This is a genomic window from Nakamurella sp., from assembly GCF_044224575.1.
GTDB lineage: Bacteria > Actinomycetota > Actinomycetes > Mycobacteriales > Nakamurellaceae > Nakamurella.
In genome coordinates this window covers 58,408-77,009 of record NZ_JBGAKE010000003.1, presented here as the reverse complement: position 1 = coordinate 77,009, position 18,602 = coordinate 58,408, and the positions used below count along the sequence as shown (strand labels likewise).

Here is an 18,602-nt window from a genome sequence, read left to right as displayed (position 1 = left end):
CGTTCGCAGTCCGACGTTGCCGGGTTGTGACGGTGCCGGGTCGTGACGGTGCCGGGCGAGTACCGGTCGGGCCCATCCGATGTCGCGGCGCCCCCGGGATCCGGACAGGCGCCGATCCGGTCGATGCGGCAGGTTCGACGGATGGATCCCTCCGACCGGCACGTCGCGGCCCGGATCGACGACGTGGTCAATGCCGTCCGGAACCGGTTGTTCCGACGCCGCGGCTGGCGGCCGCGGATCGTGGCGTACACCGGCTACGGGTCGACCCGGCAGGTGCGGGTGCTCGCCCGCATCCTGCTGGCCCCGCCGGACGGCCCGCCCGAGGACATCCGGACCGCCGAGGCGCGGCAGCGGGCGACCCGGGGCTGGCGCCGGTTCCTGACCACGCCGGTGCCGGACGCCCATGTCCGGGTCCGGGCGGACGGGCGCACCCACCATCTCGTCGGCAACCGGCGAGGCTATGTGGATGCGGTGATCGCCGCTCCGGCCGGCGCCGGATTCGCGCCCGGCTGGCACGACCTGCCGATCGAGGTCGACCACGGCCGGCCGAGCGAGCTGCGGGTGCTGATCGTCGGGGACGGCCCGACGGTCGGCATCGTCAGCGACATCGACGACACCGTGATGATCACGCACCTGCCCCGACCGCTGCTGGCCGCCTGGAACACGTTCGTACTCCGCGAATCTGCTCGCGTCGCCGTCCGCGGGATGGCCGACCTGTATGCGCGGCTGCTGGCCGATCATCCCGGCGCCCCGGTGGTGTATCTGTCCACCGGCGCCTGGAACGTCGCGCCGACCCTGACCCGCTTCCTGGCCCGGCACGGCTTTCCCGACGGGCCGCTGCTGCTCACCGACTGGGGCCCGACGAACACCGGGTGGGTGCGGTCGGGCCGCCGGCACAAGGAGGCCGCGCTGCGGCAGCTGGCGCAGGACCTACCGGCCGTGGGCTGGCTGCTGGTCGGCGACGACGGCCAGCACGACCCGGAGATCTACGACGGGTTCGCCGCCGAGCGACCGGACCGGGTCGTCGGAATCGCGATCCGCCAGCTCACCGCCGCCCAGCAGGCATTGACGACGACGCCGTCCGTGCACCGGCCCGCGATGGCGGCCGTTCCCGTCGTCGCCGCTCGGGACGGACACGGGCTGGCGGCCAAGCTCCGGGCGGTGGGTCTGCTCGGGCGGCGTTGACCGGCGCCCCACCCGCGCCGGCTGGCTCGGCCCCTGCTGCCTTGACCGCGCCGCCCCTTTTCCTAGGCCGACTCGCCAGACACGCATGCTCATCGGGCCGGGGAACCTGTATGTCCGGCGAGTCGGCGCTAGGGAGGCCCTGCCCGGCGACAAGGGGAGGCCAACCTGGCGCAAGGTTGGACCGGGCCGGCGCAGGGGAGGGTGGGCCGTCGTCAACGACGGGCTCGCCGCCGGCGCAAGGGTACGACCGGCAGAAGGGAAGGGGCTGAGAGACAGCGGCCGGGACCCGGCGGCTACAGCGTGACGGTGCCCCGGATCACGGTGGTGCAGGTGCCGCCCACCCAGACCGTGTCGTCGCCGGCCGAACCGGTGCCCGCGTCGATGTGCACCACACCGGCCCGGCCCAGCCGGGTGCCCTGGGTCGCGGTGTAGCTCGTGGGCGCCTGACCGGTGCCGATCAGCCACTGCGCGACGGACGCGTTCAGGCTGCCGGTGACCGGATCCTCCACGATGCCGGCCCCGACGGCGAAGCCGCGGATCTCGAACAGGTGCGGCGATCCGGCCGGGTGGTCGCCGAGCACGCCGACCATGATGTCCGGCAGATCGGTGAAGTCGGGCTCCAGCGCCAGCACCCGCTCCGCCGAGGCCAGCCGCACCGCGAGCCAGCCGGGGCCGTTGTCCACCCACTGATGGTCGAGGACCTCGGCCCGATCGACGCCCAGCGCGCGGCCGACGTCGGCCAGCAGGGCGTCCTCGACCGGCCCGGAGCGGACGGTCGGCGGTGCGGCGAACGCGAACCGGCCGTCGGTCAGGGTGAGTTCGACCAGCCCGGCGGCACAGTCCTGCACCACCCGTCCCGCAGTGCGGGGCACCCCGCCGTGCTCCAGCCAGGCGTGCGCCGATCCCAACGTCGGATGCCCGGCGAACGGCAGTTCCCGCTCCGGTGTGAAGACCCGCCACCGGTAGTCGGCGTCGGGCCCGCCCGGTAACAGGAAGGCCGTCTCCGAGAGGTTGGTCCATCGCGCGAACGCGGCCATGGTCTGGTCGGACAGTCCGGCCGCGTCCAGCACGACCGCCACCGGGTTTCCCCGCAGCGGGGTCTCGGAGAACACGTCGACCTGGGCGAAGGCGCGGGCGCGGGGCGCGGTCATCCGGGCAGTCCATCACGGCCCCGCCGTCCGGGAAAGGACACCTCGGGTCCTCGGCCGGCCGCGGAGGTCCGGCGGGCCCGGGAGCGGCGGATCTTCCGCACCCGGATCCGGCCGTGCCGCCGAACCCCTGGCCCTGCCGAGCAGGAGCCGAGCCTTACCCGAGCCAAGCCGAACCGCCCGGACGCCGAACCGCCCGGACGCCGAACCGGGCGGGGCCGAACCGGGCGGGGCCGAACCGGGCGGGGCCGAACCGGGCGGCCGCCGAACCGGGCGGGGCCGGATCAGGTCGGCGGAGGCGTGACCGCCGGCTCGCGGGCCTGCCGCCGGGCGGCGGCCCCGCCGGCCAGCACCGAGACGCCGACGGTGATCAGCGCGCCGAGGATCATCGCCGGTGCCTCGCCCGGTCCGAGCAGCCCGAGCTGGGTGGCCAGCGTGGCCGCGGCAACCGGCACGCCCATCTGGGCGCAGGACAGCGCGGCCATCGACACCGGCTGCCGGGTCAGCACACCGGTCAGATGGACCAGCAGCGCGCCCACCCCGAGCAGCACGCCCAGCAGGATCAGGCTCGGATGCTCGCCGAGATCCCGCACATTCAAGGATGCGCCCAGCCAGACGAAGAACAGCGGCGCGAAGAAGCCGTCGCTGATGGCGAACAGCTGCCGGGCCAGCCGGCGCGGCCGACCGATGGCGGCCACCGCCAGGCCGAGCGCGAACCCGGCGAGCATCACCGACACGTGCGACCAGGTCGCCACCGCGGCCAACGCGAACAGCGCGAGCAGGCTGAACCGCAGCTCGAGCGCGAACTTGCGCTCCTCGGAGACCCGGTGCAGCCGCCGCCGCAGGCCGGACCGTTCGCCCCACCACAGGGCCGCGAACACCACGACCGCGAAGGCGATGACGGCCAGTGCTCCCAACCCGGCCCGCCCGGCCCGGGCCGGGTCGATGACCAGCGGCAGGGCGACGATGCAGGCCGCGTCGGCGACGGCCACCTGGGGTAGCAGCTGCAGGACCGGCGGGCCGGTCAACTCCAGCGAATCAACGATCGGCAGCACGATCGCCGCCGACGACGACGCCATCAGCACGGCGTAGATCGCACCGTTGCCGGTGCCGAACGCCGCGGCCAACCCCAGCCCGGCCGCGCCGGCGACGACGCCGACCAGCGCCGCCCGGGCCAGGCCCGGGCCGATGCCGTGCCGCAACCGCGGGTCGCGCACCGGCACATGCGATCCGGCGACGAACATGACCAGTGCGAACCCGATATCGGCCAGGAAGGTGAACGTCGGATCGGTGGTGTCCAGGGCCTGCAAGCCGGTGCGGCCGAGCAGCACACCGGCCAGCAGCGTGCCGACCACCGTCGGGAGGTGCCAGTTCTGCCGGGTCGACAACAGCGGCCCCAGCAGACCGGCCGCGACGATCAACGCGAGAGTGCCGAAGTCCACACCGGCCTCCCGTCCCGTTCGCGGTCGTCGTCCCCGACGCCCGGTCCGCCGACGCCGCCCGCCGATCCCGCGGGCCGACGACCGCAGCGCGGTGCCGTCCCGGGCCCATCCGCGAGCTCGCTCCGCCGGCGCCAGGGGCGGCCGACCGGGCACCGCGCGGCCCGATCGGCGACGATAGTCCGCGTGGACATCAGCGACGCGATCGACTTCGTCCGGACCCATGACCGCACCGTGCTGTCCACCCGTCGCAAGGACGGCAGCCCGCAGATGTCGGCCGTCAACGCCGGCGTCGTCGACGGCCTGATCTGCATCTCCAGCCGGGCCATGCTGGCCAAGGTGCGTAACCTGCGCCGCAACCCGGCGGTGTCGCTGCTGGTGCTCAAAGAGGAGTTCTACGGCGGCTGGGTGCAGATCGACGGCACCGCGGAGATCGTCGACCAGCCGGCCGCGCTCGACCTGCTGGTCGACGTCTACCGCGCCATCCGCGGCGAGCATCCGGACTGGAACGAGTACCGCGAGGCGATGGTCCGCGACGAGCGGGTCGTCATCCGGGTCACCCCGGCCCGCGCCGTCCAGGGCTGAGCCTCGGGCGCGACGAACCGGCTGATACCGCTGTCCCGGGGAGCATCCGCCTCAGGCGACCGGAGACTCCGCGGACACGGAACGTTCCCGGGCCGGTGGGCAGCCCGCGGCTCAGCTGCGGCTGCGACTGGTCCCGGTGATCAGATTGATGATCAGCAGCAGGCCGATCGCGCCCAGGCAGGCCACCCCGAAGCTGGACCAGCTCCACTCGTAGGTCCAGGCCTTGCCGGTGGTCCACTGGTAGATGAAGCCGGCCAGCACCGCACCCAGGATGCCGACGATGACGTTCATGATGCAGCCCCGGCGGTCCCGGACCACCAGCGAGGCGATCCACCCGGCGAGGGCGCCGAAGACGATCCACGACAGCCAACCCATTGGGTTACTCCTTGGTCCGCTCGACGGTGCCGGTCAGGGTGCTCAGGGTGGCCAGAGCCTGCTCGGGATCGGCCCCGCGACCGACCGCCACGCCGACCAGGTAGCAGGTCAGCGGCCCGGCGACGCGGGCCACCCCATGGGCGACGTCGCGGGTCAGATCCAGCAGGGCGTCGCGGCGGTCGGTGGGTATCGAATCCGCCGGCAGGTCCAACGCGGTGCTGACCTGGGCGATCCAGTCGTCAAGTGTGCTCATCGGATGAACGTAACCGCAGCAGGGCCCGGGCCGGATCAGGGTTCCCCCGGATCGCCCCACCGGCGCCGGGCGGCGAGCCCGGTGAGGAGGATCAGCTCCCGGGGCGTTCCCGTCCCGGACCGTCGACGTGCCCGTCCCGGATCACGTGCTGCAACGTCTCGTAGGCGTTGTAGGTGGACCGGCCGAGCGAGCGGTAGGTACGGGCCGCCCGCTTGAGATAGGTGTCGACCGTCGAGGTGGCGGCGGGCGGGTCCATCAGCCGGCCGATGTCGGCCCGGCCCACGCCCTGGGCCAGTAGCTCGAACACCTGGATCTCCCGCGGGGCCAGGTGGCCGATCAACGTCTCGTCGGTCAGCAACGCGTGCGCGAGCCGGCTGGACACGGCGAGTTCCCCGGTGCGGGCCAAGCGCAGCGCGTCGATCAGCAGGTGCTCGGGGTCCGACTTGAGCACCAGCCCCACCGCGCCGGCGGCGATCGCCCGGCGGACGGGTACCGGCCGTTCTTCTGCGGTCAGGATGAGCACCTGCGGGCCGGCCTCCCGGATGGCCCGGACGTTGGCCGTCGGGTCGGCCTCGTCGGCGGGCACCCCGAGATCCAGGTCCAGCAGCACCACGTCGGCCGCGCCGCCGCCGGCCGCGAGCAGTTCCGCGACGTCGGCGGCGGTGGCGATCACCTCGATCCACGGGGCGTGCTCCCGAACCGTCCACAGGATGCCCTTGAGGACGAATGGGTGGTCGTCGACCGCCGCGATCAGCAGGGGCGCGTCGACCGCACCATCAATGCTCATCGTTGCCTCACCGGCTCAGCCAATCCCCGCGGTGGCCCGAGTGGAAGTCCCCGCCTGTGGTGACACCACCGATCGTGCGGTGGTCGCGAGGTCCACGATCACGAGCAGGAAGTCGGGACCGGACAGCAGCCGGGCGCGGAGTCGCTCGGCCGATGCGGCCAGCCGCGGGCCGGCCGGCGCGGGGCTGACCATCAGGCTGACCTGGCGGGCAGGTGCCCCGGTCACGGTCAGCACGGTGCGGACCGGTGCCGCATCGCCGGCCAGGGCGGCGGACAGCAGACCGGTGACCAGCCCGTCCGGCAGGTCGGTGGGCAGGTCCGAGTCGGCGATGATCTCCACGGTGCGGCCGGCCAGCCGGGTGCGGGCGATCAGCCCACGCGTGTCGTCGTCGATCAGCGCGCCGAGCCGGATGTCGTCGCGCACCGCGGCCTCGAGCGTGCTCGCCTCACGCCGGGTGTCGGCCACGCCCAGGGGCAGTCGCCCGTCGTCGACCGCGGTCAGGAACGGCAGCACCCACTCCCGCACGCGGCCCAGCCGGGCGGCCATGACATCCCGCGCGACCCGGAGCTGGACACCGGCGGCGTGCGCGTGCCGTTCCATCTCCTCGCTCCGTTGGATCGACCTGGCGATCCGGTCGATCGTCAGCCGCCCGCCGAGCAGGCAGGCCACCCCCAGCGCGTTGGACATGATCGCGGGCAGTCCCGGCAGCAGGTAGCCGCCGCCGGCGTCGAGCCGAAGCACCATGCCGACGGTCACCGCGGTCGCCACGACCGCGCCGACGATCGATTCCCGGGCCGGCCGGAACATGGACACCAGCGCCAGCGCCGGCGCGCCCGCACCGGCGGCGAAGTAGGCAAGGGCAACGTCGTCGGCGGGCAGCAGGGCGATGCCGCCGGCCACCGGGGTGAGCGTGGCCGTGGTGACCAGTGCGGCCGACCGGCGAGCGGTCATCGGGTGGTGGACGACCCGCCGGGCCGTGGTGACGGTCAACGCGGACATGATCGCGACGGCCAGCAGAGCCGGCCACGGATCGGCGAGCATCCGGTAGCGCAGGCCGGCCTGGATGACGACGAAGCCCAGGATCGGCATGGTGGCGCCGAGCACGATGGCGTTGCGGGTCCCGGCGAGGTCGGCCAGCCGGTGCGAGGCGAGGCCGGGGGCGTCGGGCACCCGCCAGGCCAGGACGACCGAGGTGCCGGCGTCCACGGCCGAGGTCACCGACGCCGACCCGCCGACCTCCGTCACCCGACCCACGATCGACTGCCGGTAACCCATCCGGCCGTCGGGCACCGCCGCCGGGTCGAACCCGCGTCCGTTGTCGACGACGTGGATCCGCACGCCGTCGTCGTCCAGGTCGGCGTCGATCGTCACCACATCGGCCCCGGAGTGCAATTCGGCGTTGCGCAGCGCCTCGCCGACCGCGCCGACCAGGGCGGTGACCACCCGCTCGGGCAGCTGGTCGCGGCCGCTGGGCCGCAGATCGACCCGGATCCCGGCACCGTCGGCCAGCTCCCGGAGTGCGGTGACCAGGTCGGCAGACTCGCCCGCCGGGGTCGGGGTCGCTGTGGCGTCGCGGAGCAGATCTGCTGCCTGGCCGGCCATCTGTCGGATCCGATGGGGCTCGATGGCTCCGGCCGGCAGCGCGACCGCGCGGAGGGCGTGGATCACCTCGTCGTGCAGCAGCCGGGACGCCACGCGGTCCTGCCGCTCGGTCGCCCGGGCGCCCTCGGTCGCCGCGAACACCCGCTGTTGGGTACGGGCCGCGTCGTCGGCGATCGCGGCAGTCCGCCGCCAGGCGGGCACGAAGACCGCCGTCAGCGCGACGAACACCAGGCCCAGCAGCAGTTCGGAACCGGCGCTGTGCCACCCGGCGGTCGCCCCGGTGGCCGGTGACGTCCGGACGGCCAGGTACCCGGCGCCGGCGAGCGCCACCACCACCGTTGCCGGCCGCGGCGGCAGCAGCGCGACGACCAGCACGAACGTGGGGACCGCCAGCTGCCACGACCACCAGACCGGCGGCATCGCCGACGGGTCGGTGACGGACGCGACGACCACGAACTGCGCGACCAGCATGAGGGTGACGGTCGAATAGGCGATCCAGGGCGCGCGGGAACCTGCGGCAATCATCGCCGCCGACCCGAGCAGGGTGGCCGTGCCGAGCACCACCGCCGCCGTGCCGGTCGGGGAAGTCGCCGCGACGGTGGCCCTGATGTAGTCGGTCGAGATCACCACGTCGATGACGACGACGAGCGCATAGACCAGCCCCAACGCGCGCTCGAACCAGGTCGCCCAAGACCGGCCCGCGGGTCCGCCGCCGGGAGAGCCCGACCGACCGCCGGCGCCCCCCACCGTGGTCACCGGACCATTGTCACCCGTTCGTCCCGATCGCGGCTGTCCCGATCTTCGGGGACATGACGAACCGGCAGTGGCCCGACGATCGTGGTCGGCAGGCGGCGGTGGACGCGGCACCGCAGGCGGCACGTCCAGGGGGACCAGCCGGGGGGACCGCGGGGCCACCGGGGGGTGGCGTCCACCGCCGCCTGCCGCACCGCCGGCGACGATCGGCGTCGTCGGCCGCAACCGATCCGGGGGGATCAACATGGAGATCGGCCATGACCGACTCATTGACATCGGCGCGAGCGCAGGTGCCGGCCACCGTCCGGCCCCGCCGGCGGGCCGGTGCGTGGTGAGCCACGAAGCGTCCGCGGCACGGTGCAACTGGCAGCCCGGATGGCGGTGGTGCTGTGGCTGATCGGAGGGTTGCTGGCCACGTCCACCGCGGCGGCCGGGGCCTTGTCGAGGGGGATCGGCGCCGTTGCCGCGACACCGGCGGTTGCGGCGGCGCAGCTGGCGAAACGACCGCGAGTGGCGGTGGCGGCCGGTGGTCCCAGTTGGCCGAGCTTGCAAGGCCACCATCGAACACCGAAGGAGTGCCCTGGAAGCAGGGGACGGCGACGCAGGAGTTGGACTGCTCAGGGCCGTCCTACCCGTCCAGGGCGGAGACGAGAGCGATGGCGAACGGCTCGGCCCCGGGGCTCCCGGCGTGGGTCGACTACCGGCTCACGATCGCCCACACCGTCCGGTGGTCGCGCACCGCTGGTTCGCCCAGCAGGACGCGAACCGCGGCTGGTGCTCCGGCTTCCGGTTGAGCATCTACCCGTGGGAATCCCAGGGCTACTTCGGCTACGCCTGCTGAGTCGCCCGCGACCGGGCCGGCCGCGCATGCCGCGCGGCCGGCTCTGCGGCGACCCGCCCCCATGGGGGTGAGTCCCAGAACTGGCGGCGTCAGGCGTGGTCGTCGTGATGGCCCTGCAGGTGGGCGTCCTCATCGGTGTAGGTGTTGGTCCCGTCGCCGGGTCGCGACCATTCGGTGGGCTCGATCGGGTACCGCAGCCGGGCCGGGTCCGGGCGGGCGCCGGGGCGGGTGACCTCGCCGCCCGCCTGCTCCCGCTTCTTGGTGGCCAGCGCGCCGAGCGCCTCCAGGATCACCCGGTGCGCGTTGTTGACCGTGTTGTCGGCGTGGTCGTAGGGCGGCGACACCTCGACGACGTCCATCGCCACCAGCGGGGTTTCCAGGGCGATCTGCCGCACCGCCCGCAGCAGGTCGGCCGGGTTCATCCCGCCGGGCTCGGGAGTGCCGGTGCCGGGCGCGAACCCGGGGTCGAGCACGTCGATGTCCACCGACAGGTACAGCCAGTCGCAGCCGTCGCCGGCCCGGGCGATCGCGTCGGCGATCACCGGCCGCATCCCGCGGTCCCACACGTCGTGCATGAGATGCCAGGTCATCTCCTGCTCGCGCATCCAGTCGAAGACCTCCGGTGGCGGCCAGTAGCCGCGCAGCCCGACCTGGACGAAGTTGCGGCCGCGGATCGCGCCGGACTCGATGAGCCGGCGCATCGGGGTGCCGTGCGAGTGCAGGTGTCCCTCGATCGAGTCGGCGGTGTCGGCGTGCGCGTCGAAGTGCAGCAGCCCGACCTTGCCCCATCCGTACTTGCGGGCGACCGCGGTCGCGCACGGGTAGGTGATCGAATGGTCGCCCCCGATGATCATCGGGAAGGCGTCGGCCCGCAGCACGTCGGTGACCTTGGCCTCGATGTTGCGTTGCGATCGGGCCGACTGGCCGTGCGGGCAGTAGGCATTGCCGGCGTCGACCACGTCCAGCCACTCGAAGATGTCCAGGCCCAGGTCGAGGTGGTACGTGCCGGGGTCGTAGGCGTTGGACCGCACGTACTTCGGGCCGAAGCGGGCGCCCGGCCGGTAGGTGGTGTTGATGTCCATCGGCGCGCCGACGATCGCCACGTCCGGGCGCCGCTGCGCCAGCTCGGCGGCCGTGGCCACCCAGTCCCGGGAGCTGAAGGTCGGCAGGCCCTCGTTGTCGTTCTCGGATTCGCCCGGCGCCACCGACTTGCTGCCCCCACTCATGCCGCCACCCCCGGGGCGACGGCACCGGCTCGGCAACACTCAGGGCGCCGGCTGCTGCACCGATGATTCGCCCGGCGGTTCTGGACCCGCCCGCCCACCGTGTTCACTCGACGTCCTCCGGCCACTGCAACAAGTTGCACGCTCAACCAACTGGCGTCCCCGTGCGTCCTCACTCCGTGAGCCCGACGAGCACGTCCCCATCTTCGACCACCACCCGGCTTCCCGCTGTCCGCGGGGATTCGGGTGGTCCCGGTCGCTCGGCCGGCTCTCGACGATCCCTGCGCGGGCTCGGGGTGATGGTCGCCGCGGTCATCCTGGCGCTGGGCATCCTGTTCGCCCCCGACATCCCGTCGCTGGACGGCGCCGGCGCGGCCTGGACGAGCTTCCTGCCGTGGACCGCGGTGCCCATCGTGCTCCTGGGCGCGGCCGCGGTGATTCGCCGGAGCTGGTGGGCGGGTTCCGCGGTGATCATCGCCGCGATGGTCTGGTCCATCACCTTCGTGCCCCAGCTGATGCCCACCCGGAACGCGGCCAGCGCCGACATCCTGGTCGCCACCCAGAACATCGGCGCGGCCAACCCCGACCCCGCCGTGGCGATCCGCGGCCTGCTGGGCACCGGCGCCGGCCTGGTGGCGGCCCAGGAGATCACGTCGGCCGCCGACGGGGCGATCAGCCAACTCGACGCCGCCTACGCCGACCACGTGCGGGTCAGCACCGTCGGTCTGTGGTCGCAATGGTCGATGGACGAACCGGAGCCGCTGGACCTCAGCCTCAGCTGGGCGCGCGCGTTCCGCACCGTCGTGCACCATCCCGACGGCGACATCGCCGTCTACGCCGTCCACCTGCCGTCCGTGCGCCCGGGGTACACCGACGTGCGGGACCGTGCGATCGACGAGCTCGCCGCCCGGGTGGCGGCCGACCCCGCCGCCCGCGTCCTGGTGCTGGGTGACCTGAACACCGCCGGAACGGATCCGGCGCTCACCCCGTTGACCGACCTGATGACCGACTCCCGGCAGAAGGCCGCCGGTGGGTTCGGCTTCACCTGGCCGGCCCAGTTCCCGCTGACCCGGCCCGATCACGTCCTGGCCAAGGGTGTGACACCGGTCAGCGATCAGGTCCTGGCCGGCGGCGGCAGCGACCACCGGATGGTGCTGGTCGGGCTGCGGGTCGGCTGACCCGTTCGCGCGTTCAGCCCAGCAACCAGACCTCGACCTGATCGCCGGCGTCCAGATGGGTGACGTCCTCGGGGATGACGAGCATGCAGTCGGCGCCGGCCAGCCACGCCAGCAGATGCGAGCCGGGTCCGCCCCAGGCGGCGACGGTGCCGTTCACCGTGTCGAGCTGGCCGCGGCGAAACTGGCGCTTGCCGGCCGGTGAGTCCAGCGGCGCGCTCAGCGGCGCCGAGACGGTGGGCCGGGTGATGTCCGGGTGCCCCATGGCGGCCCGGATGGCCGGCCGCAGGAACACCTCGAACGAGACGTACGAGCTGACCGGGTTGCCCGGCAGCGTCACCATCGCGACGTCCCGGTAGCGCCCGGCGCCCTGCGGCATGCCGGGCTGCATCGCGACCTTGGCGAACTCGATGCCCTGCCCGGTCAGCGCGTCCTTGACCACCTCGTAGGCGCCGGCGGACACCCCGCCGGAGGTGATGATCAGGTCCTGGCCCGCGCTCGCCCGGTCCAGGCCGGCCCGCAGCGCAATCACATCGTCGGCGACGAAATGCTCGATCGTCGGGACGGCGCCGATCGCCGCCAGGGCCGCGGCCAGCATGGGCGCGTTCGACTCGTAGATCTGTCCGGGCTGCAGGGGGTGGCCCGGAGCGACGAGTTCGGTGCCGGTCGAGAGCACCAGGGCGCGCAGCGGTCGGCGCACGGGCAGGTGAGAGTGGCCGAGGGCCGCGGCCACGCCGATCTGCGGGGCGCCGATCACCGTTCCGGCGGCCAGCACCACATCACCGTGGCGCACGTCCTCGCCGATCCCACGGATGTGCGTGCCGGGCGCCGGGGCGCTGTCGATCCGCACCCGCTCGGCGCCGCCGTCGGTCCGCTCCACCTGCACGATCACATCGGCGCCGGGTGGCAGCGGGGCGCCGGTCATGATCCGGGCCGCGGTCCCCGGCGTCAGCGGCGCGACGTCGGTGCGGCCGGCGGGGATGTCCTGGCTCACCGGCAGCGTGACCGGGAAGGCGGTCAGGTCGGCCGCGCGAACGGCGTAACCGTCCATCGCCGAGTTGGCGAACGGCGGCAGATCCAGCGGCGCGCGGAGGTCCGCATCGAGCACCAGACCGCGGGCCTGGGCCAACGGCGTCGACTCCACCGGGGTCGGTCGGAGCAGATCCGCGATGATCCGGGCGTGTTGTTCCACCGTGCGCATATGACTCATCCTGCCTGACCTCGTGAATTGCATCGCGTCACCGAGAACCGCTGGAATATCACCCGTTTTCGAGGATCCTGGCGCGGTCGGCTGAGGTACGGTCTGCTGGGCGCCGACGTTGCCGCCGTGCCTGTTGGGGAGGATGCGAATGAGTTCTGTGCAGTATTCACTTTGCAGCACGGCCGGACTCGATACGGTCACCGACACGCCAGATGGAGCCGCCGCGGCGCTGGTCCGCCATCTGTCCGAGGTCGGGCCGAGTCGTTCGGTCGATTGGATGATCACCGGTCCTGGTGATCGGGTGCATCACGGCCGGTTCAGCCCGCCGCGGATGGGTTCGTCGGCGGCGGCGGTCGCCGATCATGTCGACGCCGTGCACGGCCAGCTGCTCAGGGATGCCGCACACCGGATCTACGTGGGGGTACCCCGCCAGCGTTGAAGCCCCGGCCCGGGCTCGGGGACCCTGTCGACGTGCCGGTTTCGGCCCCGTCGGGGCGGGTGAGCAGGGTGGAATGCGGCACCTCGATGGGGATGGGCGGGCGCCACGCAGGGCCGCGCCACGCGCGGGTCAGCCGGCGGCCCCTCGAACTCGATCCGCCACCTGGGCCGGCGTCAGCTCCGCGCCCCCCCGCCGGACGATCTCGTCGACCATCTCCCGACGCTGCTCCAGTGCGCATACCGCGATGCAGGACCCTTCGGGCAGCGCCGGAGCGGCGTCCAGCATCGTGGTCAGCCCGCTGAGTTCGTCGGGCGACTGGGCGATGTCCAGGACGCCGACCTCGGCCGCGCCGGCCCGCCAGATAGCCTCCATCTCGCCGTCCGGCCGACCCCGGCCGTACTTCGTCCGGCCGGCGACCAGGAGCCGGTCGGCGGCCCGGGCGGCGATCGCGCCCATCGCGTGAATCGCCTCGTCGGGGCGGTCGCCGGCGGTACCGAGGACGACCGCGAGCTCGCCGCCATCGAAGCGCAGCGCCTCGGCCACCGCGAGCAGCGACGCCAGCGACGCCTCGTTGTGGGCCAGGTCCAGCACGATCGCGGTGCCGCCGACGGCATAGACGTTGAGCCGGCCGGCGTTGTGCTCGGCTCCGGTGGTGAACGTCCGCAGGCCCCGCCGGACGGCGTCCAGCGGCACCCCGATGGCGATCGCGGCGGCCGTCGCGGCCAGCGCGTTCGCCGTGTTCACCGTCGACGCCCCGGCCAGCGTCACCGGCACGTCGGCCAGCTCGATCACCTCGGTCGGGTCGTGCCCGCGGCCCAGGATGACGATCTTGCCGTCCAGCACCGTGATGGCCCGGCCGCCGGCGTCCAGGGCGTCGTCCAGGTACGGATTGTCCGGGTCGGGCGAGTAGAACCAGGGCTTGGCCCGGGACACCGAGCGCATCGCCCGGACCAGCGGGTCGTCGGCGTTCAGCACCGTCCAGCCGCCCGGTCGGGTGATCCGCACGATGACCGATTTGACCTCGGCCAGCTGCTCCAGGGTGTGCACGCCGAGCAGGCCCAGGTGGTCGGCGCTGATGTTGGTGACCACCGAGACGTCATTGACGGCGGTGCCGACGCCGCGCAGCAGGATGCCGCCGCGGGCCGTCTCGGTGACCGCGACCTGCACGGATGGGTCCTCGAGCACCCGCCCGGCGCCCCCCGGGCCGGACCAGTCGCCGGTCTCCACCTCGACGCCGTCGATGAAGATGCCGTCGGTGGAGGACCAGCCGGGCGTGCGCCCCCCGGACTTGACCAGGTGCGCGATCAACCTCGTCGTGGTGGTCTTGCCGTTGGTCCCGGTCACCGCGATGACCGGGATCGACGGACGCAGCGGGGCGACGGTTTCCCCGGGATCGTGCCCGGCCAGCCGATCGCGCACGCGGTCCAGGGCGGCCGCGGGATCCTCCTCGTGCCGGGTGATCGCGTCGAAGGCCCCGGCGACGGCGGCTCCGAACAGCTCGGCCGTCCCGCGGTGCCGGAACGGGTAGGCGACCACGACGGTGTCGTCATCACCCGGCCGGCCCACCGCGGCGACCCGGGTGCGCAACCGGCCGGCGGCCCGCCGCACGATCGCCGCGGCCAGTTCGGCCGCGGCGACGGATCGGGCCGGGGAGTGGGGCAGGCCCACCGTCGGCTCGCGCACGCCCAGCGCTCGTTGCCAGGCCACCACCCGCCCCGGATCGGCCGCCTGCACCCCCGACGCGTCCAGGGTCAGCTTGACCGCGGGGCGGGGGAAGTACAAGTTCGGCCCGGTCAGCACCCGCAATTCGAGCGGTCCGGCGGCGTCGGCTTCAGCCATGGTTCGACCTAACCAGTCCGGGCCGGGTCCCGCCGCCCGCGGGGGTGGTCGGTGATCGATCTCCTTGCACTCGGGCCGGTCGAGTGCTAAACCTGGATTGGCACTCGTCATAGCCGAGTGCCAGGTCGGTGGGGTGAGGGTCTCCGGGTGCCGGGGGTCCGTCCGTCGCGGGCGCCGATGCCGGCCGTTGCACGATCCCGATGCTGCTGTCCGCACCGGTGGGGCCCGACCGGCTCCCAGGGTGTGGCGAATCCGGAGGAACAACACCACATGGCCAAGCTGATCGCTTTCGACGAGGAAGCGCGTCGCGGTCTCGAGCGGGGAATGAACATTCTCGCCGACGCCGTGAAGGTCACGTTGGGCCCGCGCGGCCGCAACGTCGTCCTGGAGAAGAAGTGGGGCGCGCCCACCATCACCAACGATGGTGTGTCGATCGCCAAGGAGATCGAGCTCGAGGACCCGTACGAGAAGATCGGTGCCGAGCTCGTCAAGGAAGTTGCCAAGAAGACCGACGATGTCGCCGGTGACGGCACCACCACCGCGACCGTCCTGGCCCAGGCGCTGGTCCGCGAGGGTCTGCGCAACGTGGCCGCGGGTGCGAACCCGATGGCGCTGAAGAAGGGCATTGAAAAGGCGGTGGAAGCCGTCTCCGCCCAGCTGCTCGAGGATGCCAAGGAGGTCGAGACCAAGGAGCAGATCGCGGCCACCGCGTCCATCTCCGCGGCCGACTCCTCCATCGGCGAGCTCATCGCCGAGGCGATGGACAAGGTCGGCAAGGAAGGTGTCATCACCGTCGAGGAGAGCAACACCTTCGGCCTGGAGCTCGAGCTCACCGAGGGCATGCGCTTCGACAAGGGGTACACCTCGCTGTACTTCGCCACCGACCAGGAGCGTCAGGAGGCCGTCCTGGACGACCCCTACATCCTGCTGTACGGCTCGAAGATCTCGACCGTCAAGGACCTGCTGCCGCTGCTGGAGAAGATCATCCAGTCCGGCAAGCCGCTGCTGATCATCGCCGAGGACGTCGACGGCGAGGCCCTGGCGACCCTGGTCGTCAACAAGATCCGTGGCACCTTCAAGTCCGTCGCCGTCAAGGCCCCGGGCTTCGGCGACCGCCGCAAGGCCATGCTGCAGGACATCGCCATCCTCACCGGTGGCCAGGTCATCAGCGAGGACGTCGGCCTCAAGCTGGAGAACACCGACATCGCGCTGCTGGGCACCGCCCGCAAGGTTGTCGTCACCAAGGACGAGACCACCATCGTCGACGGTGCCGGTGACGCCGAGCAGATCGCCGGCCGGGTCGCGCAGATCCGCTCGGAGATCGAGAAGAGCGACTCCGACTACGACCGCGAGAAGCTGCAGGAGCGGCTGGCCAAGCTGGCCGGCGGCGTTGCGGTGATCAAGGCCGGGGCTGCCACCGAGGTGGAGCTCAAGGAGCGCAAGCACCGCATCGAGGACGCGGTGCGCAACGCCAAGGCCGCCGTCGAGGAAGGCATCGTCGCCGGTGGCGGCGTGGCCCTGCTGCAGGCCGCGATCAAGGCGTTCGAGGGTCTGGAGCTGACGGGCGACGAGGCGACCGGCGCGAACATCGTGCGGGTGGCCGTCGAGGCGCCGCTGAAGCAGATCGCCATCAACGCCGGCCTCGAGGGCGGCGTCGTTGCCGACAAGGTCAAGCACCTGCCCGCGGGCCAGGGTCTGGACGCCTCCACCGGCGAGTACAAGGACCTGATCAAGGCCGGCATCATCGACCCGGCCAAGGTCACCCGGTCCGCGCTGCAGAACGCCGCGTCCATCGCCGCGCTGTTCCTGACCACCGAAGCCGTGGTCGCGGACAAGCCGGAGAAGGCCTCGGCCCCGGCCGGCGGCGGCATGCCCGGCGGGGACATGGACTTCTGAGTCCTGCTTTCTGCATCACCTGTTCCATCCGGAGGGCGGTCCCGCGAGGGGCCGCCCTTCGGCGTTCCGCGGGTCGCGGTGCGGGTGCGGGCCGCGGGGGGCGGGTGCGGGTCGCGAGGTGAGTGCGGGCCGCGGGGGGCGGGTGCGGGTCGCGAGGTGAGTGCGGGTCGCGGGTCCGGCCGCACGTCGGGTGCCCGCGTTCCCGGGGCTGCCGAGTGTGCAGGAAGTGCCCCTATTCGCGCGAGGAACGGGCACCTTCTGCACACTCGCGGGCGGACGGGCGGACGGGCGGACGGGCGGACGGGCGGACGGGCGGACGGGCGGGCGTGGGCGGCCCGGCTGAGCCGGATCTGAGTGCGGCTTGATCGGTGCCGGCCAGGCTCGGGTGTGATCGGCCCCGGCCGGGGCCCTGCGAAGGGACACACCAATGACCGCGAACTACTCCGAGCGGCCGCCCACCGTCGAACCGGGCACCGACCGGGCGGTGGCCCCGGGCGTCGGTCCGGCGCCCGCGCCCGGGGTCGGCGCGACCACCGCATCCGCTCCGGCCGCCGGGCCGGCCCCCGGCACCGCTCCGGTCGGGTCAACTCGGCCGGGGTCGGTCCGGGCGATCGCCGTGCTCGGCTTCGTGCAGGCCGGGTTCAACGCGATCGGCGCGCTGATGAGCTTCCAGGGTGCGGGCCAGCTGGCCGAGTTCGGCCTGCGGCGCACGGCCGTGGGGTCGTCGCTGACCGTCCTGGCCCTGCTCGGGCTGGCGAGCGCCGCGCTGCTGATCGTCGGCGGCCTGGTCGTGCTGCGGGGCAAGGCGCTGGCGATCACCGTGGGAGCGTCCGCCTCGATCCTGCTGTCGGTGTGGTGGGCCATCGAGTTCGACTACGTCCGTCAGCTGCAGATGATGGCGCTGATGATGGCCGCGCTGCCGGTCGTCATGCTCGGCCTGCTGTTCGGCACCGCCGCGCGGGCCTGGGTCCGGTTCGATCTGCCGGCCGCCCGGCCCGCAGCCGGCCCCGCCGCCCCCGGCCTGGTCGCCCCGGGCTCGGTCCCGGCGGCGCCGGCCGCGATGCCGATTCGGGTGCCGTCCGGTTGGCATGCCGACCCGGCCGGCCGGCACGAGGTCCGATACTGGGACGGCACGGCCTGGACGCCGCACGTGGCCGACCGGGGCGTCGCCGGGCAGGATCAGCTGTAGCCCGTGACGAGCGGCGAGGTCTGGGTGATGCCGGCCGGGCCGGTGCGTGGCCGGCCGGCGCACCGCCGCCACTGACGGCGACGAGATCACCGCGTTTGTCACCGGGCCCGGGCCGACGACGTTGCCGCCGAGACCGACTGACCCGATTCCTCGTCACCCACCGTGCCATTGCCGCCCAGCGCCCCATCCGGCGAAAGAAACGTTCATGACGACGACCACGGCATCGGCGGCACGGGTGCTGACCGGCGCGCGTTCCAGCGCGTCCGGCAAGGCCGGCGCACCGCCGACCACCCGCGGCCGTGACAATGTTCGTCGGCGGGCTGCGTGAGCGCGCCGCCGAGGCCGCCCCGCCGCGCGACGCCCTCGGGTTGAGGATCTGCAACGGGTATGAGGTGAACGTGGTCAACACCGCCCGCGACGCGCTGGTCCGGGCCGACGACATCGGCTCGGACCACGTCGTGAGCCTTCTCGGCACGCATCGGATGACCATCGAGGACGATGTCGTGACACCGGTGAAGGAGGTCGACGACCGACTCGGCTCCGTGCCCATCGGCGAGGATCACCGCTGCTCCAGCCGGCGCGACCACGGGTTCGATCCGGTCGTCACGCGGGGGTCCATGGCGGGCGGGCCGACCCGGGCCCGGACGGCGAGCGTCCGGTGACCTCGACCCC

16 protein-coding genes are annotated in these 18,602 nt (G+C 73.0%); 7 read left to right on the top strand and 9 right to left on the bottom strand.

Going from position 1 to position 18,602, the window contains the following annotated elements; translation table 11 throughout:
* The first annotated feature begins 141 nt into the window (after positions 1-141).
* Positions 142-1,185, top strand: coding sequence for an App1 family protein (locus ACILSK_RS04330; protein WP_395725899.1), 1,044 nt, complete (start codon positions 142-144; stop codon positions 1,183-1,185).
* A 293-nt stretch (positions 1,186-1,478) separates the two neighbouring features.
* Here the strand turns inward: ACILSK_RS04330 and ACILSK_RS04325 are convergent, their stop codons facing one another.
* Positions 1,479-2,336, bottom strand: a complete 858-nt coding sequence (locus ACILSK_RS04325; RefSeq protein WP_395725898.1) for a PhzF family phenazine biosynthesis protein — start codon at positions 2,334-2,336, stop codon at positions 1,479-1,481.
* A 281-nt stretch (positions 2,337-2,617) separates the two neighbouring features.
* Positions 2,618-3,775: a cation:proton antiporter gene (locus tag ACILSK_RS04320; RefSeq protein WP_395725897.1), complete on the bottom strand. Its 1,158-nt coding sequence runs from the start codon at positions 3,773-3,775 to the stop codon at positions 2,618-2,620.
* Between the two features lie 183 nt (positions 3,776-3,958).
* Here ACILSK_RS04320 and ACILSK_RS04315 point away from each other — a divergent pair, with 183 nt between their 5' ends.
* Positions 3,959-4,357, top strand: a complete 399-nt coding sequence (locus tag ACILSK_RS04315; RefSeq protein ID WP_395725896.1) for a PPOX class F420-dependent oxidoreductase — start codon at positions 3,959-3,961, stop codon at positions 4,355-4,357.
* Positions 4,358-4,468: 111 nt separating this feature from the next.
* On the opposite strand, the gene ACILSK_RS04310 is transcribed toward ACILSK_RS04315, so the two are convergent.
* The 5 genes from ACILSK_RS04310 to speB form a co-directional block, all read right to left on the bottom strand.
* Positions 4,469-4,732: a GlsB/YeaQ/YmgE family stress response membrane protein gene (locus ACILSK_RS04310; protein ID WP_395725895.1), complete on the bottom strand. Its 264-nt coding sequence runs from the start codon at positions 4,730-4,732 to the stop codon at positions 4,469-4,471.
* A 4-nt stretch (positions 4,733-4,736) separates the two neighbouring features.
* Positions 4,737-4,985: a DUF6457 domain-containing protein gene (locus tag ACILSK_RS04305; protein ID WP_395725894.1), complete on the bottom strand. Its 249-nt coding sequence runs from the start codon at positions 4,983-4,985 to the stop codon at positions 4,737-4,739.
* Positions 4,986-5,076: 91 nt separating this feature from the next.
* Positions 5,077-5,772 (bottom strand): response regulator, encoded by a 696-nt coding sequence (locus tag ACILSK_RS04300; protein WP_395725893.1) that lies wholly within the window; start codon positions 5,770-5,772, stop codon positions 5,077-5,079.
* 15 nt (positions 5,773-5,787) lie between these two features.
* On the bottom strand, positions 5,788-8,130 hold the full coding sequence (locus ACILSK_RS04295; RefSeq protein ID WP_395725892.1) for a sensor histidine kinase: 2,343 nt from the start codon (positions 8,128-8,130) through the stop codon (positions 5,788-5,790).
* Between the two features lie 927 nt (positions 8,131-9,057).
* The gene (speB, locus tag ACILSK_RS04290; protein ID WP_395725891.1) at positions 9,058-10,194 is read right to left on the bottom strand and encodes an agmatinase; all 1,137 of its coding nucleotides are present in this window, start codon (positions 10,192-10,194) and stop codon (positions 9,058-9,060) included.
* A 296-nt stretch (positions 10,195-10,490) separates the two neighbouring features.
* Between speB and ACILSK_RS04285 the strand changes: the two genes are divergently transcribed.
* Positions 10,491-11,369, top strand: a complete 879-nt coding sequence (locus tag ACILSK_RS04285) for an endonuclease/exonuclease/phosphatase family protein (protein ID WP_395725890.1) — start codon at positions 10,491-10,493, stop codon at positions 11,367-11,369.
* 13 nt (positions 11,370-11,382) lie between these two features.
* Here ACILSK_RS04285 and glp read toward each other — a convergent pair whose 3' ends face one another.
* Positions 11,383-12,567, bottom strand: coding sequence for a gephyrin-like molybdotransferase Glp (glp, locus tag ACILSK_RS04280; protein WP_395726154.1), 1,185 nt, complete (start codon positions 12,565-12,567; stop codon positions 11,383-11,385).
* A 148-nt stretch (positions 12,568-12,715) separates the two neighbouring features.
* Between glp and ACILSK_RS04275 the strand changes: the two genes are divergently transcribed.
* A complete protein-coding gene (locus tag ACILSK_RS04275; RefSeq protein WP_395725889.1) occupies positions 12,716-13,006 on the top strand; it encodes a hypothetical protein in 291 nt (96 codons plus the stop codon).
* Positions 13,007-13,135: 129 nt separating this feature from the next.
* On the opposite strand, the gene ACILSK_RS04270 is transcribed toward ACILSK_RS04275, so the two are convergent.
* The gene (locus tag ACILSK_RS04270; protein ID WP_395725888.1) at positions 13,136-14,845 is read right to left on the bottom strand and encodes a Mur ligase family protein; all 1,710 of its coding nucleotides are present in this window, start codon (positions 14,843-14,845) and stop codon (positions 13,136-13,138) included.
* 270 nt (positions 14,846-15,115) lie between these two features.
* Between ACILSK_RS04270 and groL the strand changes: the two genes are divergently transcribed.
* From groL to ACILSK_RS04255, 3 genes are all read left to right on the top strand, one after another.
* Positions 15,116-16,741, top strand: coding sequence for a chaperonin GroEL (gene groL, locus ACILSK_RS04265; RefSeq protein ID WP_395725887.1), 1,626 nt, complete (start codon positions 15,116-15,118; stop codon positions 16,739-16,741).
* Between the two features lie 427 nt (positions 16,742-17,168).
* Positions 17,169-17,930, top strand: coding sequence for a DUF2510 domain-containing protein (locus ACILSK_RS04260; RefSeq protein WP_395725886.1), 762 nt, complete (start codon positions 17,169-17,171; stop codon positions 17,928-17,930).
* A 299-nt stretch (positions 17,931-18,229) separates the two neighbouring features.
* Positions 18,230-18,592, top strand: coding sequence for a hypothetical protein (locus ACILSK_RS04255; RefSeq protein ID WP_395725885.1), 363 nt, complete (start codon positions 18,230-18,232; stop codon positions 18,590-18,592).
* The last annotated feature ends 10 nt before the right edge of the window (positions 18,593-18,602 follow it).